This window comes from Brevibacillus brevis (assembly GCF_031583145.1).
GTDB lineage: Bacteria > Bacillota > Bacilli > Brevibacillales > Brevibacillaceae > Brevibacillus > Brevibacillus brevis_E.
In genome coordinates, this window is sequence record NZ_CP134050.1 from 4,111,645 (window position 1) to 4,136,497 (window position 24,853).

Genomic DNA, 24,853 nt, shown 5'->3' on the forward strand with positions numbered 1-24,853 from the left:
TTATAGCGACCACCCCGGATGGCAGTCCGTTTGGTGTGGGTGTCTGCCGCTTTCCCTGTTCCCTGTCCCCTAGCTATCCATGCCGGTTTTAGGTGACCCCTCTGGGCCTGTGGGCTGGATACCGCCATTGTCCGGTATAGCGTGTTTCCTAAAGACCATTCGTACTCCACGCCACCCACCCAGCTCCCGCTGGCAGTGCCTTTCGGTCATCGTGACGATTTAGACCCGTACATTCGGGGATTCGTCAGTCCGCTTTGGACGTTCTCACCATGACCGGCTTTTCAGCCGCCCGGCCTATCCCGCGCCATACCTTCCCTCTCGGGTGGCTCCAGGCGCGGTTCAGCCGCCTTTACCTGGCTTCACACCCCGTGCCCTGCCAGACCCGGCGCGTGCAGGAGTCTTAGCGGTGCAGTTTCAGGCAGACATGGTGCCGTCATTCCTGCACTCAGGGACAGAGTTGGGCGATTGCCCTCCCATTTCCCGCGTTTAGGCGGTTATAGGGAAACAGGTCGCACGATCTTTCGTCAGCCGACCAATCAAGACGACTCGATTCATTTCTTCTCCTTTCCGCCGATTTCTCGGCCCGTGCTTTTGGTACGCCCGCACGAGGGACAAAATAAAAAAAGACTTCCTAACCTTAGCGGTTGAAAAGTCTTGGTTTCCTGTGCCTGATGAAAAAACTCATGACAGGCTGTATTTACTTACAAACTCCTCCGGGGTCAAAAACTCAATCTCTTGGATGAGTCTTTTCCCCTCTTCATCGGTGACGTACTCATGGAGTGTCGTTAAACTCCGGTCATTGGAGACGACCGCTTGTGCACCACCATCAATTGCGCACTCAATAAACATGGAGTCATCCGGATCGTAGCACCAGGAATACACGGTTGTTGAGCGTACCCTATTGGCCCGAAGCAAATAAGTCGCCGCTACTCTCAATGGTGGTTTCGGGTTTTGCCCTTTCTTTTCTGCGACGATGACAATCGTGGCAGCAAGCTCTTTCGCCATCTCATCCGTCAGTAGTACCTGATGTTCCCGAATGGACAACGAAAGAGCCCTTTGAGCCATCCTATTTTGTTCCAACGTCGCGCGAATGATTGTGCTGGTGTCGATTACCACGTTCATTGTTCCACCACCTTACGGATGGATCTGCGAACGTCTTTAATGATCGCATCCAGTTCCTCATCGCTTAATGGCTTCGTGTTTGCAGCCTCTTTCCAGCACTCTTCCAGTTCTTTTTCAAGAGTGTCCATGTCATCCCTCTCCTTTTGCATGTGTATTCCACCTCCTTCGATACAACGTCTTTCTACCCATTGTATCTCAGAGGAGATGTCCTGAAAACGCAAAAAGGCGTAGTACCTCTTTTTGCACGAAACAATCCTGCAAAAAGCGTACTACGCCTATGCTTCCATCGAGAACATTCTTGTGGCAAGTTCTACAGTCATGCACAACACGTCTGCAGCTTGCGACCGTTACGAGTCCGTGCCTAGCTCTCTCGTAACCACCATATCGCCTTGTCTCTGCCAGGTAACGACAAGCACGATATCTTTTCCGCCCATGTTGTCCAATCTGCTTCCCTTCGCAGGATTGGAAGAGGCGCACCATGGGTCAAAGCCTCACACATTCCATCAAGTTCTGCGCTCAACGCAGATCATTAACCTCATAGGGAACAGGTATTGCCAACTACCCAACGGTATGAGGTATCCCGTTTCTTCGCAATCTCCCATGCTCAACATGGTTGATTGTATACGAACCCCTATCCGCTCCACGGAAAAAGCCTCTGATGATTCGTATATTGGACTTGATTTGCCCATATTTTACCTAAGATTTTATCCCTTCGTCAAGAGGGAGAGAGGTACGGGCGTCCAATTTTGTTCCCACTTCATCACCATTCCCTTTTCCCATACGTCCAGGGTTGCGGCAAAGTGTCCCGGCTGAACAACCGATCGAAACTCGTCCCAATTTCCTCCGAACCATAAGACCCGCTCCCGTTCGGGAGGGTGGACATCCCCATACAGAATCCGAATGTCCACCAGATCGTCTCCAATCCGGATCGTGCCCCCGCTTGGGTTTGTCTGAATGTCAATGGGCTCCACATAGTCCAGCCAGTGGTCCAAGACACGCTCCAGGATCAGTTTTTTTACGGCCTCTTCGCCGGCAACCGGTTCGATGGCGTAAACAGTCAGCTTTTGGTTGTCCTCGGATTGGGCTTGGCCCCGCATAATGATGCCAGCCGACAGAAGCTGCTTGATCGTTTCCCGCGTTTCCCTCTTGGTGGCATGAAACCAGTCTGCAGAAGTGGCCGTGATGATTCCGATGGTTTTCATCCATTCCAGAAGCGGTGAATGAACTTCAAGAGATGAGGTTTGCGTAGGTTCCCAGTTGAATGTCCATGATTTCCCGAACATGTTTTCTCACCCGATCACTCGGGTAATTTCGCCGCTCAACCGCCGCTCTTTGTTGTTGATCCGCTGCAGCTGGATGAACACCACTTGTCCCTCTTTGAGCAAGCCTTTGTGCAGGCTCCGCTTCGGATGCAGGCAGTACACATCCAAGCCAGGCACGAGTTCGACCCAATACCCAGCATCGAATTGCCGTTTAATCACGCCTTTGTACACACCTCGGAGGTTGAACCGTGTGCCAATCAATTCCCATTTGTCCTGGAGAACAGGGGCCACGATGAGCCTAATGGACGAAGCTGGCATTTTCTCGCCTTGATCTTCCCCGGCTGCCGCTTCACTCTGCTGCGCCGCATGCCCATCCCTAATAATCTCCTTGACTTCAACGGTGAGCGTGTGGCCTACCTGATACACGTCTCGCAAATTCTTAAACGGCAATTTCAAGTCGGAATTGGTAAACGAAAATGAGAACCCGGAGGTTTCCACGACGATGCGGTTCTGCGACACTTTCGTTACCGTTGCCGTGTATTGATCCCCTACTTTCATCCGCCGCAAGGCAATTTCCTGCATCAGGTCGATGGCACGGGTACGACTGCACAGCACTTGTTCGGCATCCTGGTCAATATGCAGGATCATGACCGGAATGGTCTGTCCTAGGAATTCATTCATCTCGGACGTTTTTTCCACGCCTGTTTCCATTCGCGGAACGATGCCTTTCACAGTACCAGTCGGCTCTACTTCCAATACCCAGCAGCGAACGGATTCTCCGTTTAATTTGTGTGTCTCCAAGCCGACAACATTTGCCTGAATGGCCATGTTATTTTGTTTGGCTGCGAACAGCTCCGCCCAAAAGTTCTTCTGATCTCCTTTGCGCTCCAAAATGTTTGCCAACATGAACAATTCCTCCTTTTTCACATGAATGTGAGAAAATAAAAATAGCCCTCATCCTTATGGGAGAGTAGCTATGATCATACCTTCCAATATCTTTCTTCTCGCTCGTCCAGAATAAATGCTCCCGTTTTTATGTCCACTCGGAGGAATGGAACGAACGGTACCTCCTCACTGACTTTTGCTGATCGCTTCTTTCGAGTTGCTGGCTTCTGGGTTGCCACCATCTGTTGTTTGTTGACAGCCGCTTGACTTGCCATGCCAAATCTCCACCTTTACCAAATATCTTGAAGCCCCCACTAGGAGAATGCCTCCAGAAGGGTTAAACCCGCTACTATCGTGATTCCTACCAAAACCAGGGTCCAAAATCGCCATTTCATCCAATGGACACCCCCACTTCATTTGAGAGGAAGCCGTATTATCCCGTTTTTCGTTTGGCTTTTCGTAACGTAAACCATTTCTCTTCCCCGGAAAGATTGGCCTGCTCCGGAAACACAATCGTGATCTTCTTTCTCGGCTGATCTCCCTCCTCTTGTGAGACTGCTGCTAATGTCTCCTGTGATTCGGTTGGGGAATCCCTCGCGATCATCTCTTCCTTCCGTTTTCTCGTCACTTTCTCTACCCATGCGAATGGTTTCCGATTTGATTCTTCCTCCTTTCCTTCCGGTATTCGAACCAATTCCCCCTTCACAAGTTTGGGTACCTGTAATTGCCCGTTCTTCACAAGCCTGGCGACAAAGTGATAGGCTGGCAACTCCATGAGTTGTGTCGGGGTAAACCGCGGTACTTCCTTTTCCGTCTGCGTCACTTTGTCCGCCGTGAATGCCTTTATTCCCATATGGGTGTCGTACATTTTGGTCTGATTGACGCGTTTTTCCGTCCCAAATAAGGCACTAAACTTCTTCGCATCCGCTTCGTGTTCGCAGGCGAAAATCAATTTGTTCCGGCAGTTGGTCATAATGGTATCCTCCAACCCGGGATATCCGTCCACCTTCAGTTGGGAAATATTCTGGATGGCGATCGTACACGCGTTTCGATATTTTCGCCCCAACGTCAATAGCCGGCGAAAATCCGGATTGAGGTATTCGGGCAGCTCATCGATGAAGGTGTAATGCGGGCGTCTCGTCCATTGGTTCCCCGGCCGACGGAAAACGGCATTTTGAAACGTCATGATGGCAAACTGACCGAAAATGCTGCTGAGATTCCCCAACTCTCCCAATGCGGAGTTGATGAGAACCACGCCTCCGTTAGCCAAATGCTCCTCAAACCGGACGCTTTCCTCTTTCTTTTTCGTTAGCAGTTTCAACACCAGCTCGTTCCCCACCAAGTCTTCCAACTGCATCCGAAGACCGGTAGAAATTTTGGTGAAGTTTTCACTGTCGAAAACCTCAACCTGAAAAAACTCCACAAGGTCATCTCGCCTGTGTTTTCGTTCATACTCCGTGATGTGTTCCTTCAGCGTTTTGAGATTCCGGAGCGCGCGGACAATATGCAGCAGATCGGCATCGTCTCCGTACAGCCGCTTCAACAGCAAAACCGCATTTCGCGCGGCCATTTCCTGCACCAATGCGAAAAAGGCTTCTTGTTTGCCAAAAAGCCTTTTTAGTACGGTCCTCGTCATTTCCGCAACGACTTGAGGTTCGCCCAGCAACGGGTTCAGACCATCGCTCCCGTGCCACGTTGGATCGACGCGTCGTACCGGGATTCCATAGGCAAGGCACCCCTGGTAAATATCCTCCACAAAGTCACCACTCGGCTCCAAAATCAGCATTCCGACACGGTTTCCCCGCTTATACGACTCCAAGACCTGCATGGCCATGGGAGAGAGCAAGTAACTCGTTTTCCCACTGCCCGTTGGTCCCACAACCAAGGTGTGCAAAAACGCGTCTAAGCCGCCATAGGTGACTACCATGTTCGTTTATTTTGCCTCCTTTCAATATCGACAGCTTGAAAAAATACGTTTTAGACTTAAACGACCTACCCACAAAAAGCAGTCTAAAACAAGAAAAAAGTTTTAGACTGCTAAAGTGGTTACTTCACTATAGATTCCCGTAAGTACAATAACTCTGAATCGTATTTATTCACTGTTGATATACTATTTACGGACCTTCCGTTGGAGGATTTAACACATGGTCTGCAAAGACATCTGCCATTGGCATACCACAACCACGAATTTGCTCAGCGGCATTCTGATAATCATATTCTGTTTCACGTAGTTCTACGTGTGGACCTAATAGAGCCCAACATGCTCCTCTAGCGGCACTTTGAAGTCCAACGCTACCTGCATTGACGATACGCTTACCAAGTACAGTACGGTCAAATTGAATATGTGTATGCCCACAAACAACGATTCCTTGACTTACTGATTCAATCATCGGAGCAATTTCATTATCTGGAGTGTCTTTGCGAATCGCTTCTTCATCGCTCCTTGGTGAGCCATGAACGAACAGTACTTCACCCAATCCATCGATGGTAAGCGTCAAACTTTCTCGTAAGTTCCGTAAAAATTCCATCTGCTGATTCGATAATCGCTCTGCACACCACCGATTTATTTCTGCTATCCAATCATCTAGCCCTTGTTCGACTCCGTATCTACCCGCTACCTCTCGATCAGCATTGCCTCTAATAAAATAGACAGTACCTCTAAGCGACAAAAGCCGTTCCATGACTAATGCTGGTTGCGGTCCCCAAGCTAAGTCCCCACCAACTACAATTGCATCGACATTACAATTCTGAATTTCAGACAGCACAGCTTCTAATGCTGAAGCATTTCCGTGGATATCATAAATTGCAGCGACTCGCTTAAGCATTCTATCCCTCCTCAATGAATTCATCTGTTTTTTTATTCTACCGTCTATCTTTACAAAAGTTGCTGACTAGCCCATGCGACTTGAAATTTGTATTTCGCTAAACTGCCCTAGCTTAACAACTCTCCTCTAGTCTAAATCTCTTTTATCCTGAACAAATATACCATCGAGCAGATGCTCCTAAACTCATCCACCGATTTTCAACTTCCCCCCGCTGTGTATCAACTGATCCCCCTTATTCTCCACCTGGACGAAATGGTTCACTAGTGATTTCGTTCGTACGGTCCATCCCCAACTGGAATTCGATCAACTCCCAATCTTGCCCCATCGCCTTTTTTGCCTTTTTGGTAAATGTGCCAATGGACGTCTGTACCCATTTGGGGAGGGCAACCGTAAAGCGGTGACACATCTTGATGCCGGCCACGGCATATAAGACGGTCACCGCTAATGTGATCAACAACCAGTTCATCGCCCCATCCCCGTTCCAATACTCCAAGGCCACCTGGTACAAGACGTGACGGACTTCATCTCCCTTCCATCCCATGAGAATCCAATAGGCCGCCCCCATCCACCAGCCGGAATAGGAATCCTGTTTTTTCCATACCCACAATGTTATCCACAATATCCACAGAATCCCCAACCAGAGCAAGAGAGGAATCCAGGTCATGGGGAGGGCGTTCGCAAGAACAAATCCCGCTGTGACGATCACGAGAAATGATGCCCTTCCTTCTCCCATCACAAGGCCCCCTCCGCTTTCCAGACGTTCCTCCCTGCTTTTCTCATGGCCGCTTCCCATCCGGCGCCAAGACTCAAAATCGCCATTCCTTCATCGTAGGGGAGAACGTACTCCCAATGATCCGGAAGGCCCCATTGTTCCATGCACCACCCATTTCGGCTGAGAACGATCACACCGTCCACGATCCCCCTCACCCTACGGGATTCTTCTTTCGCCCGGTAGATCGGCAATCTCCCTCCCTGCGGTTCGATTACGAACAAGGCATACTTTTGCTCTTCCCACATGAGGATGCCGCCAATACGAGATTGCTCTCGATCTTGGCGGCCCCACCCGACAAATTCATACTTCGGTATCCACACCCAGCCGACTTTTTCGCACGCTACTGCTACGTTCATAATCCATAGGCGGTTCCATTGCGCAACTTTGCTGTCATTCCGCCATTCTTCCCATCGACGAATCTCGATCTCCAACCGTTCTAGGCTCCACCCCTCAACGTCAGCCAACATTTCCAGCCCTTTTTTCAGTAGATACCAACAGTATCCCCTCGGCCACTCCCGGTTGTAGATTGCTCGTTTAGCAATGTATCCGCGCTCTTGTAACGTTGCAATTCGTGTATACCCGTATCTTCGACCGTCAAAAATCCGTTGCCGCAGTACATCTGATGTGCATCCACGATACGCCCATATCATCCGAAACAGCGCAATGTCATTTGTCGTGATTTCTGGTGTTCTCACCAGCGTTCCCCCTTCCTCGTTGCTGTATGGCTCGCAACCGTCGAGTGCGGGGCACTCTCCCACTTGCTCGCCCGTTTTCGTTTACCGATCAACTTTCAGACAACCAACATTCCCTCTTTCTACACCCGTGGAATTGCAGTTCTTCCCCCGGCATTTTGACCTCTCCCGGCTGCTGGTCACCTGGGCAGATTAGGGGCTTCAGCCTCCGGCCTTAGCCCCTAATCCCACCGGAATTGCCCTTTGATTGCACAACCCCGACCCCCAATCTCCAAAACCCATAGAACGACATGGGATCAGGACACTTTTTTCATATGGAATCTGTCTTTTTGCTCCTACCCCGTAGTTAACCCCCGAAAGGCAGATATGGAACCAAAGAATCTTCACAACACCCGGCATCTGAATTTTGCTTTCCTTAAATAGCAAAGTTCAAACATAGGGAATCAAATGATTCTAACTAACCCCTGTTTTCACCCTCTGTATCGTATGGATTCTAAATTGATTCCATAGGATAGCCGCTAACGTCATGTGGAAATTTCTGTAGATTTTTTTAATTCCATATGAAAGAGCGCTTTGATTCCATACGTATACAACCACTGTTTTTTGGGTTTTACACCGCCAAGAACTCCATTAATTTTCGTCTGGGCAGCACGTACATTTCCGTGTGGGGGTGATCGGCGTTTGGTTCATAGTCAAACAAAAGAGACACCCGACTTTTGTTGTCGTCGGGGATGAAATAGGCGTTTACCAACGCATCGATCATCCACTTGTACACGTGGTTGTCCAGGTCAATGAGAAGATTGGCGGGATAATGGTTCCGAATCCAGATCGCCACGGGCTCCTGGAAGTAGTAATTTCCCACTCCATCCCTCGTATTAAAACCATCCCAAGCCTTCTTGCGGTCCGGCTGCCAGAATGCTCGCAAGGCTTCTTCCGTCCCTACCAACCACTCCTGCTTGATCTGCTCTCGCAGTCCCGGTGCGTGGTTCTTCAATCGACTGAACACGGGAGCCAATTCCGGATAGACCAACCGAAAACAATGGTCTTCCAATGGTTCCAACACCGGTTGAAAAGAGCATGGATCTTCCACGGGATTCCTTTCTTTCATCCATTCCTTTAACTGATACTGCGCTTGCAGGAGAAGTTCATAGGTTTGTTCCACCCCTGTACGTTCCCACATAAAACCACCTTCTCAATAGATTGGGCAGAGGATACCTTCGCCATCCGTTGGGATACTATCGGCATACGTACCGTTCGTTCCAAAATGCTGTATTCTCGGCTCTCCGTCGTAATTGGTATAGGATACCGACAGTATCCATAGGGATGCTGTTACTGGTTTTCATGAAGACGAATCTTCCGAAGGGCATCAAAGCGGTTTCCTGATCGTTGGCCAAAGCGATTCGGCTGCTCCTCTTTCTTCCCCTCCTGATTCTCATCGTCTTTGGTGACAGCCGACTGTGATCGACTGAACACCGACTGAAATCCTCCCCCAAAACCACCCCCTCCGAATTTGTTCGTTTTCGGCTGATATGGGTTGAACGTAGACTGTTTCACATTTTTGATAGCGGCAGACACATCAACATCCACTTCCGATTCTTGTTGAACCTGCTCTTGTTTTTCCTTGATCTGCTGAAGTTCTTTCGCCAGCTCGGCGAATCGGCTTGGCATCCCCATCCCGGCAAAAAAGGTGTAGATGACCGCGTAATTTTCATTCCAGATCGGGTCGCCAAACTTGCCTCTCATCTGCGTGATCGGATTGTAGTCACTGATCACTTTTTTGATCGTCCGTTCCGTGATGACATCCTTGAAAAAGTCCGCGTTGGACGGCCGCAAAATAAAACCGCCGTACATCGTCGCCGTTTGGTACTGGTGCCCGCAAGCAAAGTACCCCTTTTCGATGCTTGCTTTCATCTTGGCTTCCAGTTTTTCGATGGTAAAATCCGGTTCCAACCGCGCTTTCGCTATCGTAAGAAGCTTGCCGGAGAGCTGCATCAACTTGATGAAGTCGGACGGGTCATAGGTTACGTTGTCGCTTCCAAAGTTGGCCGGGATGAGATTGGCCTCGTGGATGGTACTAATGATCGCATTATTCCCCTCGTCCTTCCAGGACAGTGTCGTATGTTGGAGTGTCCGCGATCCTTTCTTCAATGCAAAATCATGGTAAATCTTTTTGTTGTCGGTTAACATCACGCTGGCTAACGGCTTGGTGTCAGAGGATTCAAACAACTCTTCCTGTACCTTGAGAAACTCCTGAATCTCCTTTAGCAGTAGCAATGCGTTTGCGATTTCATCCGGATCGTCAAACGGCAGCGAAATAAGTAAGGTGATCGGAACCGGAAAGAATCCTTCCTTGATCAAATTAAGGGTAAGAGAGCCCCAACCGGTTCCCACCCCACCCCCGGCTCCAAGCGAAATGATCAGATGGTCCACATTTGCAAATTTCTTTTCCATGGCCACAGCCAACTGGCTTCTCAATTCATTCGCCTTGGGGTTTAACGTCGGATCGAATAACTCGACCACAAGAGATGGAGTCCGAGCAGCTCCTTTCATTCCGTCAAAGTGAATGCGATCCTTTTCCGGGATATTTTTCAGGTGAATCATATCCGCCTGGGCAAAGTTGATTGCCAACGTTGGGTAGCATTGTGTCCCATCCGCAAAGCGATAACCGGCAAAGATATCCGCATCCTTGTTCCCTTTTTGGCCGGCGCCTATCACGCCAAATCGCAAGGACACATCTTGGATTAGGCCACTGTTTGTCATGAACTCCAATTCTTTACTGTTCATCAGGCTCATGGTATCCCCCCTCGTTTGAAGTCAGCAACAAATAATCTACAAACGCTTGTCCTTCCTCGGAGAGCGAGTAGAGCGTTTCTCGTCTTGGTGTCCTCAACTTTAGAAGACCGGAAAAATACAACGCTTCAACACAAGCATGGACGACTGTTTTGCTGTATCTACTCGTGTCAATGATCGATTGTTTATTGATCTCTCCGCTCTCTCCGATAATGCAAAGAACATCCTTCATGGGTTCAGTCAGTCGGTTAGAAAACAAGGCATAGTGTCTCGACTCGTACAATCGGGTCATATATTCACCATTCCTTTAGCTGTCTCGATTTCTTTTAGAAGCCAAAAAGGTAACTCTCGTTTGTACATAATGTTTAGCTTTCTCAGCACGGTTTGGCTGTGTTTTTCCGCAGTATAAGGAGAAACTTCCAAATGAACGGCAACTTGCGGGATGGAGTATCCTTGCAGCAGCATGGACAGCACCTTCGATTCTTGGGGAGTTAGGCTATACTTTTCGGAAACTCCGATCATCAGTTTGTCAAGCAACCGGTTTTCTGTCATCGTCAACACCTCCCTATCCGTGATCCGGAATGTACACTGGCCTGTAAGAATCGCTCAAACTGATCGGCCGGCAGTGGTTTGCTGAACAAAAACCCCTGCATGACGTGGCAGTCTTTACGCAAGAGATAGTTTTTTTGTTCCTCTGATTCGACTCCCTCGGCAACAATCTGCAGATTCAATTCATGAGCAAGACGAATTATGGCTGAAGTAATCGGAACTTCCTGCTGGCTGTTTTCGACATCTCGCACAAATACTTTGTCGATTTTCAATGTGTCTACGGGAAACACACGCAGGTAATTTAGCGAAGAGTATCCCGTACCAAAATCGTCAATCGCGATCTTTATGCCGAGCCCTTTCAACCTGGCCAATATCGAATGGGTGTGTTCTTGTCGTATTGCAATATTCTCCGTCAGTTCAATCTCCAAACACTCTGGGGGTAACCGTGTTTCTTGCAAGACATTCAAGATAACCGTGACAAAGTCGGCATGTTGTAGGGAATGCGGGGAAATATTGGTTGCGATTCGTATTGGGCCATACGTGTCTTGCCACTTCCTCGCCTGTTGGCAAGCAACTGTTAAAACGTATCGGTCCAAATCGGTAACCAGGCCATTGGATTCCGCCAGTGGAACGAAGATACGAGGCGATATGTCCCCTAACAATGGGTGTACCCATCGTGTGAGAGCTTCCGCTCCAATAACCTGACCTGTCCCAACGTGAACAAATGGTTGGTAATAAATCTCGATCCCTCCCTCCTTTCCCGCTGCCAACGCTTTTCGTAATTCTTGTTCGCATATGTTCTTCGCGTACTGGATTACCGGCAGATCCATCGGCCCCTCCTCCATTTCTTTTTCCTTGCTACCCCATAGAAATCGTCGGCAGCAGGATCACGAATGAAAACGCGATAAACGGCGCAAACGGTACCTGAACCTGATTCATCACCTTGGAAAAGATGAGCCCCGACAAAAAAGACAATAAGATCACCCAATTTACGAGCGGGAACCCAAGCGCAAATCCCAAAAAGGTAAGGAGTTTCATATCCCCTCCCCCAATGCCGTCTTGCACGAACAATGAGAGTACCATCAGCATAAAGAACACAAACAAACCACCGAATACGGAATACCCCAATTGGTCATGAACGGAATGGTACAGGATCGCAACCACCATAGACGGATAGGTCAACCAATCCGGAATGATCCGCCATTTCCAATCCGTCCAAGCGGCGATCAACAGGACAATGGTAGAGAACCCAATGAGTATCACTTCCTCACCTCATCCAGATTTGTGATGTAAACGTGGCTGATGCCCGTAAGGGAACTTGAGCCGTGATCCCGATGATCTTCAAAGACTTGAACGTGTAGGTGGACGAAACGGCAATCACGCCTTCCTCCCCTTTTGCCAATGGACCGGCTGAAATTGTCAAATCCCATTCAGCAGGGTCCAGTCCGGCATCAGCAAACCGCTGTTGCAAATAGGGGATCGTGCCATCCAACAGCCCCCCATGTTCCCCCATTTTTTGAGTCGTGTCGTTGATACAAACCTGAGCATTCAGCCATTTTCCTCCCCATTGAACAAAGTCGCCCATGAGGATGAAGAACGGGAAAATTAGGGAGAAGATGATCAAATACTCAATACTGATAAACCCACTTTGATTTCTGAGCGTTTTCATTGGAGGATCACGCTCCGAAATTCATGTACTTTCCCAGCATTTCGTACACTGGCGGTATAGTCGGAAAAATACGAGTGGATCCAAGGTAAGGCCATGGAGGCCATACCGAAGATCATCACAGCAGCAACCACCAAGATCACTTTCTTTTCCATCAGAACCGTACCTGATGTATCAAGGTACCACTGGCCGAAAAACCTTTGCATTCGCTTCCTCTCCTTTCGAAATGCATTTCATAAATAGAAAAACCGGGCATTTCTGCCCGGTCCGCCCTTTTTACCAGCTCACTTCTTCGTTAATTTGGCTATTGTTTTTAATGTTGGTGGACGTTTGGTTCCAATAGTCTTTCAGGAACGTATAGCCAAGGCCACTGAATCCAAAAACGCCTACGACAATGACGACCAACAGAATTTTCTTTTCCATCAATACCGTACCACGATCGTTACGGATCAGTTTAAACAAGCCTTTCCCTTTTTGAATCATTTTGTTCCACATAGTAATCCTCTCCTACATATTTTTTTGGTTTGACTTCTTTGGTCGGTTGTACCGTCTCCACAGGGGGGATCTCTCAACCGAATCCCCCCTTTCAAAAGGCAGGTCCTTTTGACAGCATGCTGACCAAATACAACGCCATCAGCGTGGCAATAAACAGGATACCGTCCAAGGCAATGATCATATTCATCGCCTTTACCTTGGCGGGACGAACTTGCTTTTCGCGCTCCATGAGTTTTTTGTCCAACTCCCGAAACGTCGATTCCATCTGCGCCAAGATTTCCTGTCCATCTTTCCCAGGCCCTACCGTCATGTATTGAGAAAGAGCTGCACTGAACTCAATCAATTCCGGCACTTTTGTACTCCTGGCAAACTTTTGGACGGCCTCCTGCGGTGACAGAAACTCCAAGTCTTGTTTGAGTACTTCCGCATACGCTCTCAGCCCACTACCTGTTCCGTGTTCGCAAGCAATTCGCAGCGCATCTGCTGGGGTCTTTTGCCCCTTGAGCAAGAGTCTGACCGTCAATGCAAAGTTGGGCGTTTCCTTTCGTATCTCTTCCCGCAATTTCTTCGCTTTGTTTTTTAGCTCTCTCCTCGGCTCGAAGAAAAAGTATACGGCTAAAAGGATACCCAGACCGAGTATGAACCAAGATTTCACGAACAAGTGAACAATCAGAAACAGCAACAACACACCGACCATGTACACAAATTGTTCAACGCCAATCTGCTCAGGTGTCTTCCTCGAATCAGCATCCAGTAGTTCTTGCTCAATCGCAGCTCTGGTTCGCAGCAAGTACTTGTTGGTCAGAGGAAAAAGAAACCCGAATGACCGGTGCCATGTTTGATCGGGTTTGACTTCCTCTAAAAGGATTGATGCCCGATAGGTTGACGAGGGCTGAAACAGGTAAAACAGGATTAGAAAAAGGAGGAAGGCCAGTAACCCTCCCCCAAAAACGAGAAAGATCAACGATCACACCTCTTTTCGGATAATGAAATAACTCACGACGGGGACAAAAAGAGCAATCCCCAGATACACGGTTAACAAGCATTGGCCTACCAAACTATTTGTGTACACTGCAAATATTTCTGGCTGAAAGAACCGGAAAAATGCCACTGCAGCAATGAACAAATAGGACAGCCAACGATTCTCTCGAACAGCACTTAGCATAGCATTGGCCAGCTCCATTCTTGCCAATCGCTTGGTTTGAAAGAAGGCACCCGCAACCAATACGCCTTCGGCTGCGCTGTCGCCAACCGATTGACTGATCTCGGCCATCTTCACAAACAAGTTCATTTCGGGTACTTTGAGCCGTTCCATCATCTCCTGTAGGGCTTCCCCAATCAAAACATCACTGCTGTGGAGCTGGTACACACGCATGAACTCGCTTTTCAACGGCTCGTCCAGGCTCGGAATCGTGGTCTCCAACGCACGTTTCCAGTTTTTTTGAATGCGAAAAGCGGCACCCAAATTTTGAAGCGCCGGTCCCAACTGCTCTTTCGCCAAATCCCGAATATGGCGTTCTTTATTTAAGTAAAACATCTTGATTGAGAAGTAATTGGCGACCAAAACGAGTATTGGAATAAATGGGTTGAGAAAAAGAAAAGACAAGCCAACTCCGATTCCGAAAGCAAGTCCCCACCATATGACTTGTTTCTGAACCGAAACCCCCAGCCTTTCTCCCTCGGCAAAAAAACTATTGCGCTCTCTTTTTGCTGGCTTGTGCAGTTCAATCCACTTGATCGTCTCTCTTTTCCCGGACTCAAACCATAGCAAGAGAAGGAAGCAAAATAACGTGGCTCCTACAGCTAACAAAATCGCCATGCTCATTGTTGCCACCTCATCCAGCGGGTTGGAGATACTTTTCGTATCTCGTTCTTGGAATTTCTGCATGTTGGAACATTTTGACCAGACGTTCAGAAATGGGGTTGCTGCGAACAAACTTTTTATGATCCCAGTCATACTCGAAGATCGGGTTGAGGATCAATTCTCCGTCTTTGTCAACGCCAACAATCTCCACGATTTCAAACACGCGGCGGCGGTCATCTTCAGCAAAATGCTTCTGCATCATGATAATGTTAAGCGACTTGGATAACAGCCGATTGGCGTCCTGTTTGGTCATAAACCGTGCCAAAAGCATACTAATCCGTTCTGCCAATTCTGAAGCACTGAGGCCATGCATGGTAAACCACAACGGGTGCCCAATCAAGGCAGCCTCAATCGCCGCCAAGAGATCCTTCTCTTTGCGAATCTCCCCGATGATCAACCGCTTTGGTGTCTGACGCAAACTGGTAACGACCAACTTTTGGATTACAATGTCCAACGACTCATCTTCCATGATCCGACACTCTTCCGAAATAAAGTGATAGCCTTCCTCATAGGGATACAGCTTTTCCAATCGCATTTCGGCGGTGTCTTCAATGACAACGACTCGTTCGCCTTTTTTGATGAAGCCTGCCATCAGCTTAAAGGTTGTGGTTTTTCCGGACCCGGTACTCCCGCCCATGCAAATGGAGCAGCCCCCTTGAACAATTAGTTTGATAAACTCAAACATCTCGGGCGACGCTGTTCCTTTTTCCAAAAATTCCGTTTCCGTCAACGTGATCGGAGGAAACTTTCGGATGGTCAATATGGGCCCTTTCATTTGACTGATGGGTTGCCATACCACATTTACCCGGCATTCACCGATCCGCGCATCCACAATCGGATTCTTATCCGATACCGACTTCCCGCATGAATTCAGGATTTTGGTGACAATGATGGTCTCCAGGTGCTTCTGATTGTCAAATTGAATCAGATCCCCTGCTGGGCGGTCTTTTCCGTTTTGCTTTACCCACGGCTGATCGTACCCGTTAATCATGATCTCCGTGATGGAGTTGTCCTCCAACGCATCATCCAGCGGCCCCAATGAAAAAATGTCTTTCCAAATTCGGAGAACGACATCATCGATGCCCATGCCAGCCACAAACTTTCGTTCGATCTGCAGGTAGTTGCGGATAGTCCGCTCTACCTCCGGCTTTCGTTTTTTATTGAACAGCGCATCCTGGACAAGTTTGTTATGTTCATTCATGAGAAAGTTTCGTACTTCATTTCGCACCAATTCGTAGTCGGAACTGGTGTGTTCCACACTTTGTTCTTCGTCTGGCCGAGAAGACTTCGTAGCAGCCTGCTGGCTTTGCAGTTGTTGCAGGTTTACACGTCCTCTATTTAACAAGATTGTTTCATTTGGCATTGTTGATCCACCTCACACGGTTTTTTCTCGAAACAGGGAAAATTGTGAAAGGAGGCTGCCGCGTCCTGCCTTTTTCGAGCTGGCTTCCCGTCTTTTCGCTTCCTTCTCTAGCCCCAATAACCCCTCTGCTATTTCACCAATGGCTGACTCAAATGACTTTCCACCGAGCAAGTTTAATTTGTGAATCTCGGTAATCATCTGCGGATCATACGGAATTGTATAGGTGACACGACGTTGTAGGAACTCTTCAAATATGGCGATGTTCATCTTTTCAGGAAGCTTGTTGATAATTACCTGGGCACCGTCCACTGGAACACCGGTGTTCTCCAGCAGTTTGATTCGTTGCGGAAACAACCGCACAGCAGACGGACTGGTATCCGTGACAAAGACGCGCTGATCGCAGGCTCTAAGTATGGCCAAGTGTAGCGGCTCATCCGGATCGCTTCCCATGGAAAAAATGATGTTTTCAAAGAATGGTTTGGCTCCCTCCACGATTTTTTTCATGTAGTCGGTAATCTCGTTGAGGTCCGTCCCCAAGGTTGGAAAATACTCAAAACCAAGGTCGGCCGACGGAGACAGGACGTACAACAAATCCGGCAGCTTCTTGAAGTGTTCCGCCAGATGTTTGGTGACTTGCCCCATCTTGGACTTATGCAAAAAGTAGGGCTCCATATTGGGCCGCTCTTTGCTTTGTAGGGCCTTGAGCAGTCCTTCCAACGTGTATCGCGAATCCTTATACCCGATCAGATACGGTGCCTTGGGGAATCGAATGTCCAAGTCGATGTACAGCGTTTTCTTCCCATTCATGGCCGAATAAAAAGACAAGGCTCGGGCAATCGAACCAGCTCCTACCCCCGGTTGGATTCCAAAAAAACCGATCGTTCGTTTCACGTTCAAATGGGCAATGTGCTGTTTTTGCTCTTGCCTTTGCAGGGAGGACTGAATCCAGGCGTAAATTTGCTCCCACCTTACTTCCTTCCCCTTCAAAATGGAGATAGAGGGAGACAAATTGACGGGAGGATCGTACGCTAAATAAAGAACAGGAACCCCCTGGCTCGCCAACGTATTCGCCACTTCACCGGTCGGGTCGGTTGTATCTGACAGAATGACAGGTGATTGTGCATCTCCAAGATCATACCGTTCTTCGCACACGATTCCATAAGAGCGTGCGAGCTGAGTAATCTGCTCATAGCTGCTTGCGTTGATAATCATTGGGCATCCCCCTTTGTAGTTTCGAGAACTTGAAACGTTTTACTCAATTCTGCCGTCATCCATTCCCGCATCCTCTTGACTGACCAAAGCCCGTTATCCGCAGCTGATGTTGTTTTGCCATAGTCCTTGTAACTCACTCCCACTACTTGTATGGTTCCGAGTTTTTCAGCCAGTTGGATCAATGCGATCTGTTCATTATTGACCGCGAGAAGTATCGTTTGCGGCACGACATTTGCCCCGATGGTTACCGGCTGCTGCTCATCGCTGCTGTTTTTGGTAACGGTATCTGTCGTTGGACGCGACTTTTGAGAACTGGTTGCATACGTCCCGATCACCCTCACTTTTTCCAGGAACGGGCCGATCACCGGCTTTTTATCCTCTTTGGCCACCGCTGACAGCCACAGGTCGATGTAACTCCCTTCCGTAATCTGGGCCGCTAAGGAAGAGCGCAAATTTGTGTTGATCGCAATCATCTTCTCCCCTTCATTGAGGAGCATTGCCGCGCCATCTTTCATTTCCTCGGCCGTCAATACCTTTCCGACGTACAAATAGCTGTTCGGCGGCACCGTATAGTTGGTGGCTGTAAACTTATTCAGGACGTCTTCCGGTTTTCGGAACACATTTGGCGGAACGATCTTGGCCGGGTGCATGCTCACCTTGATCACTCCGTCGTCAAACATTTTTTGGGTAATCATGGTGCGGGGAGGAATCTCTTGCGAGACGGTCAATACTGGAACCAATGCACTTTGTCGTTTCTCATACTCTGTATATCCGAAGTAAACACCCCCTCCAACCAATGCGATAAGCAATAGCAGGATGACGATTCTCACATTTCTTTGCATAAGAAAAAGGCGCCCGTTGTGCGCCCATTCACCACCTTTTATTCGTAATTTTTAACGTCATACTTCGATTCGATGATCTCCGTTGTCTGAACCGGGACGTTTACAAGAATGTTGTCCTCCTTCAGCATTTTGAGAAGGGAACTGCTATAGTTAGCATCTACAGCAAGGGAAAGAAGCGCGGGCGACGTTTGTACGTTCATCCGCACGTTTAATTCCTTCGGACCCACATTCAGGTTGTTTTGAAGTACCCGACTAATGGTATCTTCCAATCCCTCCCGCATCAGATAAGGTGGATCTCCTACTCGCAAAGCAGCCCAATCCTGATGTTTGATAATGGCCTGCCGAGCCGCGGCAATCGCCGCACTTCGAAAGTCTTCTTTTCCGAATACGACGATGCTTACGTCTTTAAAGTACGCAATCACAAAAGCCAAGCAAATAAAAAAGGCTACCATCTTGGGTATCCCTGTCAAAGTGATCACCTCCGCGCCTCTTGTGGGTAGACGGAGAATTCCTCAACCTCAATCCCGTTGGAATTTTCCTTTCCGTTGCTGTTGTACCAGGGAACAAGTTCATCGAAGTACCATTCGTGTTCCAGCCAATCCCATCCCGGCCGAATGTTGTGGGGATATGGATTGTTTGGATCGACCCGTCGATAGATATAATCATCATGGGGGCTTCCTTGAATGTTATATGCTTGGTCAATACATGTGGCGAGACGCGGAGAAACAGGTGTTACCGTCGTATTGCCCTTAATATCCGTATGAGTGATGAAGGTTACTCCTGCCCCTTCGCCCTTCACCGCAAAAGGATACGTTCCATCCTTTTGATAAAAGCTGGTGTAATACTTGTTTTGCCCATCCACGTACTGACTTTCATCGACTTCCAATGGATCAAGCGTGTGAAGGTACTCGATGGCCTCTATGTCCTTCTGTCCCCGTTCAATCTTGGCCCGTGGAAATTGCCAGATGTTTTCTGATACCGGCGGAGCGTGCTTAGGCACCAACTCAACTGACGGCAGGACAATAGTATCTCCTTGGTACTCCTCTGTATCGAACTCCGCTATGATCTTGGAAAAATCATGGTTCGATCCATTGTGGGGATTGGAGTTGTGGTACTCCGTATTCAGCTTGTAGGCAAAACCCATCCCTGCTTTCACGGTTGCCGTTTGATACTCCGGTGTAACGACGATGGATTCATAATACTTTCCTGTGCAAATGCTGCAGCCAGTGGGTGTACAATTGCAATAGTACTCATAGGTGCCCGAAACCGCTGTCGTCTGGACCTTTGCCCCGCGACAAGCTGCCCCGACCACCTCTTCGGGCAGCAAAACAACACTCGCAGATTTGATATTGTCCGCGTACGTAATCTCGTCAAATTTCCGCGGCTGAGGATGAATCTCGGCTTCCAATTTGTATGTCATCCTTTCCAATTTCCCGGTTACAGGCCTCTTCCACTCGAAAGGAACCTCCCGCTCTTCACCCGGATTCAGATGAACGGATTGCCGGCCCACCTCCTTACCATCGAAACGCAGAACGAGATCGACCGCTTCGGGCATGACACTATCTGGAATATTCCCTACCTGTACGACTGTCGTAACGTTGTCTCCCTGACGATATACCCCACCTTTGACTGATTTGACGTACAGATTCAAGTTCTTCGTCAAATCAAGCGTGGTGACTTCCAAGTTGTTATGGAATCCATACAACTCAACCGGAGGAGCATTTTCATGTGGATTGAGCCGGGCATATACGGTATTTTGTAGTGGAAACGTTGCCGAAATCAATTTTTCTTCCCCAACCCCAAGCGAGATATTCGAGATCTCGCCCAATTTTGTTGCTTCTGCCCCCAAACCGTACTCCATGGATGTGACCAACGTTTGGGTACGTCCCGGCAAATCCTTTTGCTTCACAGGAAATTCGACTGTGATTCCAGTGGCTGTCTTACCGGTCAATATACCTTCCCCGATTTCTAAGTCTGGGAAGTCAAACTGAACGAGCGTGTTCGCGTGATTATCCCCGTAATCTTTTTCCAACGGATTGTGATCGGGATTCACCTCGAATTCCATCGCTCTTTCCTTTTTCCCCTGCATGTCAAACGTGATGGAAAACGATATGGCTTGGCGCCCCAGGTTCTCATACCTCCCCGGCAAGGTTACTTCCTTGACTTCCTGCCATTGTTGATCCCCCTCCCATTTCCATGCTACCTGCGTTGTTTTCGGACTTGGTGATTGATTTTCTACGGTGACCGAGACATCTCTTGTCTCCTTATCTCGTTTGATCAGGATCGGATTGGGACTCACCTCAAGCAGTTTCAAGTTTGTGTCGCTGCCTACAATAACCGTAACCGTATATGGTTGCGCCACATTCCCTTCTTCGTCTTTCGCATGAAGCGTGACCTCATACGTTCCCTTTTGAAGTGCAAAGGTTCCGGAGTTTGTCTTTTCTTCAAGCCATTGTTCTTCAAATACTGTTGTCAGTTGATTGGTTTCAGTGTTCCGGTACTCCAGGGAGACTAACGCCTTCTTGTTCGCCGAAAAGCTTTCCAACAAAATCGAATAACTCACTTCTCCAACGTCCGCGTATACGGTCGGAGCATTTTGTCCATTGATCGTCAGCGAATAGATCACAGGAGGCTTGCTCGTTGAAAATCCGGACGCGGGAAGAACCGTGACCATCAGGAACGCAATCACGATCAAAGGGAGCAAGGTTTTTTGTCTGTTCCTCAAGTATCCCACCTCTCACTTCTTGAAATTAACAATCGCTTGAATGGCTCCCCTTACCTGGTCTGGATACGTATAACTGGCCGGCATTCCATCCCTAGTTGCTGTAGCCTTAGCCCAAAAGCCGCTGTCAACCAATGGGGACGGGAATTGGATGGAATATTCCCCCTTGTACTTCTTAGTGGGAAGTACGATCTCCACCGATTGGCCTTTGTTCACAACATACCGTTTTAAGACCTTTTCTCCTTTTGTCTCAATGAGATAGGCCACCAATGGCTTCGTATCTTTTGAGTGGTTTTCCAGGATGACCCCATTTTTGCTCTTCCCGATCTTGAATTCCCATCGGTTCAGAAAGATGCTGGTATGAATGTCCGACACCCGAATCGGTTGATTCAGTTTGTCACCAATGCCGTTGTTTTTGTTAACAGATTCAAGTACGGAACAAACCGCGGAATTATACTGCATCCCCCATACGAGCGGCCCTCCGTATTTGATGGTCGATCCATCTGACACATCCGGGAAGTAAATTCTCTGCGTCGTATCCCTCATCTTCACAAGAACGGGTTGGCAGCCTTGTGTAATTCCATTTTGAATGACAATCGTTTTGGAAGCGGTTCTCCCAAACTTGTCACTGACCGTGAGTGTGACTTGATTTTGACCCTGTTTTAGACCAGGCAGTTCCGATAAGGGGACATTTCCCTCATAAGTCACCGTGTAATTGCTGACCGGCGTATTTTTCGAAAAGAGCTGCTTGGTAGCCGTTCCATTAACGGTGACAACCCCGGTGATTGCCGTATCAAAAATCGAGTGAGCCAACGCTTTGATGTGCAGACTTCCATTCGAGTTTTGTTCCAGGATCGGGATTGATGGCCAAGGTGTCGTCAAATATGTGGTAAGGAACAGGGGCCCCGTAATACCGTCCCCTTCGGCCCTTTTCATATCTGGTGCGCCGCCGCCAGAAAGGTAAAAAACAGCCCCTATGTTTACATAGGGGGTTTGTTGGACGAGGTATGTTTTTACTATTGGGTGGGGAGATGCCTTACTGATTTGTTCCCAAACCCATTGTGAATTTCCATTTGCCTTTGCTGATAGGTCTTTGATGAGTTCTTCTTCAAGAGGAATCAAGTGATACCCCGATTTGTCCTTGAATATGTCCTTGGGTTCGACACCAGGTAAAGGTTGGATATCGAACTGGACTGTCTTCAGGTTTCCACTCGATGGGCTTTTTACCCCAGTTATCGCGTTTTGCGTGTTAAGATCATGACGATAAACAATTGATGGGCGAGTTTGGATTCCAGACAGACCAGAATACGAAAGGTCTCCTTTAAGGGGGATGTTTTTGGTTCCATACACATAGTCGCCATAAGGATAGGTTGCGGCTGCCAAAACCATTGTTGTTAATCCCAAATACAAGGCAAGTGTAAAGCCTAGAACTTTTTTACATAACTTCATTATCTTTTATTCCCCCATTCAACTTCCATTTCGGGAAGTTTAACATAAACCTCGTTCTTACCTTCGTTACCTTGATAGATCACAAAGCTAAGCGTTCCCCTGCCGACGGGAATGGAAAACGCCTGACCTTCTTTGGTGCCTGTTAGATCTTTAGTCATTGTTTTATCAACCTTGTCGGTATAGAGAAGCCCCATCAAATAACCTTCCGGCAGATCGGGAACAACACCGGATATTTTTCCGTTTTCGTATTTCAAACTTGCAACGAAAGCATCAATAGCAGGCTCTGTTTCTGGATGTTTGGGCAGTAGCATATTAGGATAAGACGGAGCGACAACCGTAAACTGCCCATCCACACCAACTTTCGATCCTACACCTGAAGTTGACGTGTTTCCACTTCCCGGATTGGTTGTTCCTGGTTGGCCGGCGCCCGGTGTTGTTGTACCCGAAGTTCCAGTCCCATCAGGCAGGTTTGTGGTTATCAGTACAAGTCGTTCAGTTGCCAACCAGTCTACTTTTGCGCCGTAGGCTTCACTGACAAAGCGCAACGGGACGAACGTACGATTGTTTTGCAGCGTCGCTGCTGCATCAAATGTGATCTGTTTGCCCGCTACAATTGCTTTCTTTTCCCCAATTTTAAGCGAGATTTGCTTACTATCTTTGGTCATAGTAACCGTTTGTTTCGCGCCATCCCACTCGACTGAGGCGCCCAGTTTTTCACTAACAAATCGAATCGGGATCATTGTCCGACTGGTAGACGGATCGATGAAAGGCTTTGCATCTGGGAACTGGACAGAGACATTGTCGACTTTTACCTGGATGTCCTTACTGTCCGCCAAAACAGCGACCGGTTTGATGGCAGCGATCATAAGAGCTGCTCCAATGAGATACTGAGCAAATCGATTCTTTTTCATACAAAATCACCTCATGAAAATTTTAATTCCCGATATTTTCCTTTCTAATTATTTCATAATCGTTCCTCCTTTGAAAGTTGTCGTAAATTGCTTCTATTTAAAAGCAAAAGCCCCAGTCTAGGAGACTGAGGCTGAATCTACCAATCCATGGTATAATATGGTTTGCACAATAGAATCGGCTCCTCAAGGGTGGTCGGCTCATCCCCTCATGAAAGGGGGTGATGCTGATGGAGGTTTATCAAGCATTGACGCTGATGTTCATGTTCGGCATGTTCATCCTCGCTTTGCTGACCTACCTCAAAAAGAAATAGACCGCCCTTGAGCTGACAACTCGCGCGGTCTACTCCGAAATGAACTTGAGCCGCCCCCTTTTGGGGAACGTCTATTGTGCAAGACCGACAGCGTTGCCGCGCTGTTGGTCTTTTTTAGTGTATACAAATGCTGTTGTTTTTAGGATACCATAAAACGCTGGTGAATAAAAGCAGATCACCCTTGAGCTTGGCAGCATGGTGATCTACTTTCCCAGAATATGAGCCGACGCCTTTGAGGGCGGCTATTGTGTAAGACCGACAGCGTTGCCGCGCTGTTGGTCTTTTTTAGTGTGCACAAATGCTGTTGTTTTTAAGATACCACAAAACCCTGAAGAATAACAGTAGATCACCCTTGGGCTTGGCAACATGGTAACCTACTCCCCCACAATGTGAGCCACGCCTTGGTTATTGTTCAAGACGGGCAACGTCCCACCGCTGTGTTGTTATTAGGATACCACAAATCACTGGAGAAAAAAAGCAGATCCCCCTTGAAGCTAATAAGCCCTCATGTAGCCAATCCTGTTACTGAGATCTTTCCTTCTGTGGTAATCGTCTTGAGTTGCAAGTACCTGAGAATTTATAGGAGATCAAAATTTAGGCACTTACTTATTGTCAATACTTATATTACCATATCCTGTGAATGGGAGCAAGCATTTTTCTTTCAACCCTGTTCAAAGATAAAGCCCCTGTCATTAAGTCAGGAACGTATTTGGGTTTTTGCCTTATGAATGCAAAGAATCTCGCATAAACTGAACTAAGTAAGACTAACGATAAAAAGGACAACATAATGAAATGCTTGGTCGAGTTCAAGCATTACATTACCAGTCGATGGATGATCTGGCTGCTTAATACCTTTTACATACATAGCCCACCAATAAAGAAAATCCCTTTTATCAATGACAAGGTGACTGAAAAAAACCAGAAAAATGGCTCCCCAACTAAAGTATCCAAGGAATAGATATGCTGCACCTAGAACCGTAGCGGTATAAATTGCACAATGTCGAATAAGGTAGCCCCAGTTCTCCGATTTGAGCCTAGCTTGTCCGTCTGTCTGAAACAAGTAATCGGCGATTTTATGAAAAATGTACAGGACGATAAACAGTTCTACGTTCAATTGAATA

General features: G+C 47.9%; 28 protein-coding genes. 1 reads left to right on the top strand and 27 read right to left on the bottom strand.

Features of this window, described 5'->3' with window-relative positions; genetic code table 11:
- Positions 1–681: 681 nt before the first annotated feature.
- From RGB73_RS20415 to RGB73_RS20540, 26 genes are all read right to left on the bottom strand, one after another.
- Positions 682–1,122: a PIN domain-containing protein gene (locus tag RGB73_RS20415; protein ID WP_122905048.1), complete on the bottom strand. Its 441-nt coding sequence runs from the start codon at positions 1,120–1,122 to the stop codon at positions 682–684.
- Positions 1,119–1,250: a hypothetical protein gene (locus tag RGB73_RS20420; protein ID WP_281274232.1), complete on the bottom strand. Its 132-nt coding sequence runs from the start codon at positions 1,248–1,250 to the stop codon at positions 1,119–1,121. The genes RGB73_RS20415 and RGB73_RS20420 overlap by 4 nt, the downstream gene beginning before the upstream one ends.
- A gap of 576 nt (positions 1,251–1,826) precedes the next feature.
- Positions 1,827–2,324, bottom strand: coding sequence for a hypothetical protein (locus RGB73_RS20425; protein WP_310764565.1), 498 nt, complete (start codon positions 2,322–2,324; stop codon positions 1,827–1,829).
- Between the two features lie 87 nt (positions 2,325–2,411).
- Positions 2,412–3,290 carry a hypothetical protein gene (locus RGB73_RS20430; RefSeq protein ID WP_238504236.1) on the bottom strand — a complete coding sequence of 293 codons (879 nt, stop codon included), beginning with the start codon at positions 3,288–3,290 and terminating at the stop codon, positions 2,412–2,414.
- Between the two features lie 165 nt (positions 3,291–3,455).
- Entirely contained in the window at positions 3,456–3,668 is a 213-nt protein-coding gene (locus RGB73_RS20435) for a hypothetical protein (protein WP_238504235.1), read from the bottom strand.
- Between the two features lie 34 nt (positions 3,669–3,702).
- Complete coding sequence (locus RGB73_RS20440; RefSeq protein WP_310764566.1) at positions 3,703–5,196, bottom strand: type IV secretory system conjugative DNA transfer family protein; 1,494 nt, start codon at positions 5,194–5,196, stop codon at positions 3,703–3,705.
- Between the two features lie 187 nt (positions 5,197–5,383).
- Positions 5,384–6,094 carry a metallophosphoesterase family protein gene (locus tag RGB73_RS20445; RefSeq protein WP_310764567.1) on the bottom strand — a complete coding sequence of 237 codons (711 nt, stop codon included), beginning with the start codon at positions 6,092–6,094 and terminating at the stop codon, positions 5,384–5,386.
- Between the two features lie 232 nt (positions 6,095–6,326).
- Positions 6,327–6,827, bottom strand: a complete 501-nt coding sequence (locus tag RGB73_RS20450; protein ID WP_310764568.1) for a hypothetical protein — start codon at positions 6,825–6,827, stop codon at positions 6,327–6,329.
- Positions 6,827–7,333 (bottom strand): hypothetical protein, encoded by a 507-nt coding sequence (locus tag RGB73_RS20455; protein ID WP_310764569.1) that lies wholly within the window; start codon positions 7,331–7,333, stop codon positions 6,827–6,829. Before RGB73_RS20455 ends, RGB73_RS20450 begins: the two co-directional genes overlap by 1 nt.
- Before the next feature lie 835 nt (positions 7,334–8,168).
- Positions 8,169–8,738 carry a hypothetical protein gene (locus tag RGB73_RS20460; RefSeq protein ID WP_310764570.1) on the bottom strand — a complete coding sequence of 190 codons (570 nt, stop codon included), beginning with the start codon at positions 8,736–8,738 and terminating at the stop codon, positions 8,169–8,171.
- 149 nt (positions 8,739–8,887) lie between these two features.
- On the bottom strand, positions 8,888–10,351 hold the full coding sequence (locus tag RGB73_RS20465; protein WP_310764571.1) for a cell division protein FtsZ: 1,464 nt from the start codon (positions 10,349–10,351) through the stop codon (positions 8,888–8,890).
- A 285-nt stretch (positions 10,352–10,636) separates the two neighbouring features.
- Positions 10,637–10,900 carry a helix-turn-helix transcriptional regulator gene (locus RGB73_RS20470; protein ID WP_310764572.1) on the bottom strand — a complete coding sequence of 88 codons (264 nt, stop codon included), beginning with the start codon at positions 10,898–10,900 and terminating at the stop codon, positions 10,637–10,639.
- A gap of 2 nt (positions 10,901–10,902) precedes the next feature.
- Positions 10,903–11,727 (bottom strand): putative bifunctional diguanylate cyclase/phosphodiesterase, encoded by an 825-nt coding sequence (locus RGB73_RS20475; protein ID WP_310764573.1) that lies wholly within the window; start codon positions 11,725–11,727, stop codon positions 10,903–10,905.
- 28 nt (positions 11,728–11,755) lie between these two features.
- Positions 11,756–12,160: a prepilin peptidase gene (locus tag RGB73_RS20480; protein ID WP_310764574.1), complete on the bottom strand. Its 405-nt coding sequence runs from the start codon at positions 12,158–12,160 to the stop codon at positions 11,756–11,758.
- A 4-nt stretch (positions 12,161–12,164) separates the two neighbouring features.
- Entirely contained in the window at positions 12,165–12,566 is a 402-nt protein-coding gene (locus tag RGB73_RS20485) for a hypothetical protein (RefSeq protein WP_238504139.1), read from the bottom strand.
- Complete coding sequence (locus RGB73_RS20490) at positions 12,563–12,769, bottom strand: hypothetical protein (protein WP_238504140.1); 207 nt, start codon at positions 12,767–12,769, stop codon at positions 12,563–12,565. The genes RGB73_RS20485 and RGB73_RS20490 overlap by 4 nt, the downstream gene beginning before the upstream one ends.
- Before the next feature lie 70 nt (positions 12,770–12,839).
- On the bottom strand, positions 12,840–13,058 hold the full coding sequence (locus RGB73_RS20495; protein WP_035294754.1) for a hypothetical protein: 219 nt from the start codon (positions 13,056–13,058) through the stop codon (positions 12,840–12,842).
- Positions 13,059–13,149: 91 nt separating this feature from the next.
- A complete protein-coding gene (locus RGB73_RS20500; RefSeq protein ID WP_310764575.1) occupies positions 13,150–14,022 on the bottom strand; it encodes a hypothetical protein in 873 nt (290 codons plus the stop codon).
- Positions 14,023–14,025: 3 nt separating this feature from the next.
- Positions 14,026–14,883 (bottom strand): type II secretion system F family protein, encoded by an 858-nt coding sequence (locus tag RGB73_RS20505; RefSeq protein ID WP_310764576.1) that lies wholly within the window; start codon positions 14,881–14,883, stop codon positions 14,026–14,028.
- 10 nt (positions 14,884–14,893) lie between these two features.
- On the bottom strand, positions 14,894–16,285 hold the full coding sequence (locus RGB73_RS20510; RefSeq protein WP_310764577.1) for a TadA family conjugal transfer-associated ATPase: 1,392 nt from the start codon (positions 16,283–16,285) through the stop codon (positions 14,894–14,896).
- Between the two features lie 12 nt (positions 16,286–16,297).
- Positions 16,298–17,497 (bottom strand): CpaE/TadZ family protein, encoded by a 1,200-nt coding sequence (locus RGB73_RS20515; RefSeq protein ID WP_310764578.1) that lies wholly within the window; start codon positions 17,495–17,497, stop codon positions 16,298–16,300.
- Positions 17,494–18,192 (bottom strand): RcpC/CpaB family pilus assembly protein, encoded by a 699-nt coding sequence (locus tag RGB73_RS20520; protein ID WP_310764579.1) that lies wholly within the window; start codon positions 18,190–18,192, stop codon positions 17,494–17,496. The genes RGB73_RS20515 and RGB73_RS20520 overlap by 4 nt, the downstream gene beginning before the upstream one ends.
- Positions 18,193–18,377: 185 nt before the next feature.
- Complete coding sequence (locus RGB73_RS20525; RefSeq protein ID WP_310764580.1) at positions 18,378–18,818, bottom strand: hypothetical protein; 441 nt, start codon at positions 18,816–18,818, stop codon at positions 18,378–18,380.
- On the bottom strand, positions 18,815–21,064 hold the full coding sequence (locus RGB73_RS20530) for a hypothetical protein (RefSeq protein ID WP_310764581.1): 2,250 nt from the start codon (positions 21,062–21,064) through the stop codon (positions 18,815–18,817). Before RGB73_RS20530 ends, RGB73_RS20525 begins: the two co-directional genes overlap by 4 nt.
- Before the next feature lie 12 nt (positions 21,065–21,076).
- Positions 21,077–22,510 carry a hypothetical protein gene (locus RGB73_RS20535; RefSeq protein WP_310764582.1) on the bottom strand — a complete coding sequence of 478 codons (1,434 nt, stop codon included), beginning with the start codon at positions 22,508–22,510 and terminating at the stop codon, positions 21,077–21,079.
- Positions 22,510–23,421 carry a copper amine oxidase N-terminal domain-containing protein gene (locus RGB73_RS20540; RefSeq protein ID WP_310764583.1) on the bottom strand — a complete coding sequence of 304 codons (912 nt, stop codon included), beginning with the start codon at positions 23,419–23,421 and terminating at the stop codon, positions 22,510–22,512. Before RGB73_RS20540 ends, RGB73_RS20535 begins: the two co-directional genes overlap by 1 nt.
- A 221-nt stretch (positions 23,422–23,642) precedes the next feature.
- Between RGB73_RS20540 and RGB73_RS20545 the strand changes: the two genes are divergently transcribed.
- On the top strand, positions 23,643–23,732 hold the full coding sequence (locus RGB73_RS20545) for a putative holin-like toxin (protein WP_134687556.1): 90 nt from the start codon (positions 23,643–23,645) through the stop codon (positions 23,730–23,732).
- A gap of 754 nt (positions 23,733–24,486) precedes the next feature.
- Here the strand turns inward: RGB73_RS20545 and RGB73_RS20550 are convergent.
- Positions 24,487–24,846 (bottom strand): DUF3307 domain-containing protein, encoded by a 360-nt coding sequence (locus RGB73_RS20550; RefSeq protein ID WP_238504152.1) that lies wholly within the window; start codon positions 24,844–24,846, stop codon positions 24,487–24,489.
- Positions 24,847–24,853 lie beyond the last annotated feature (7 nt).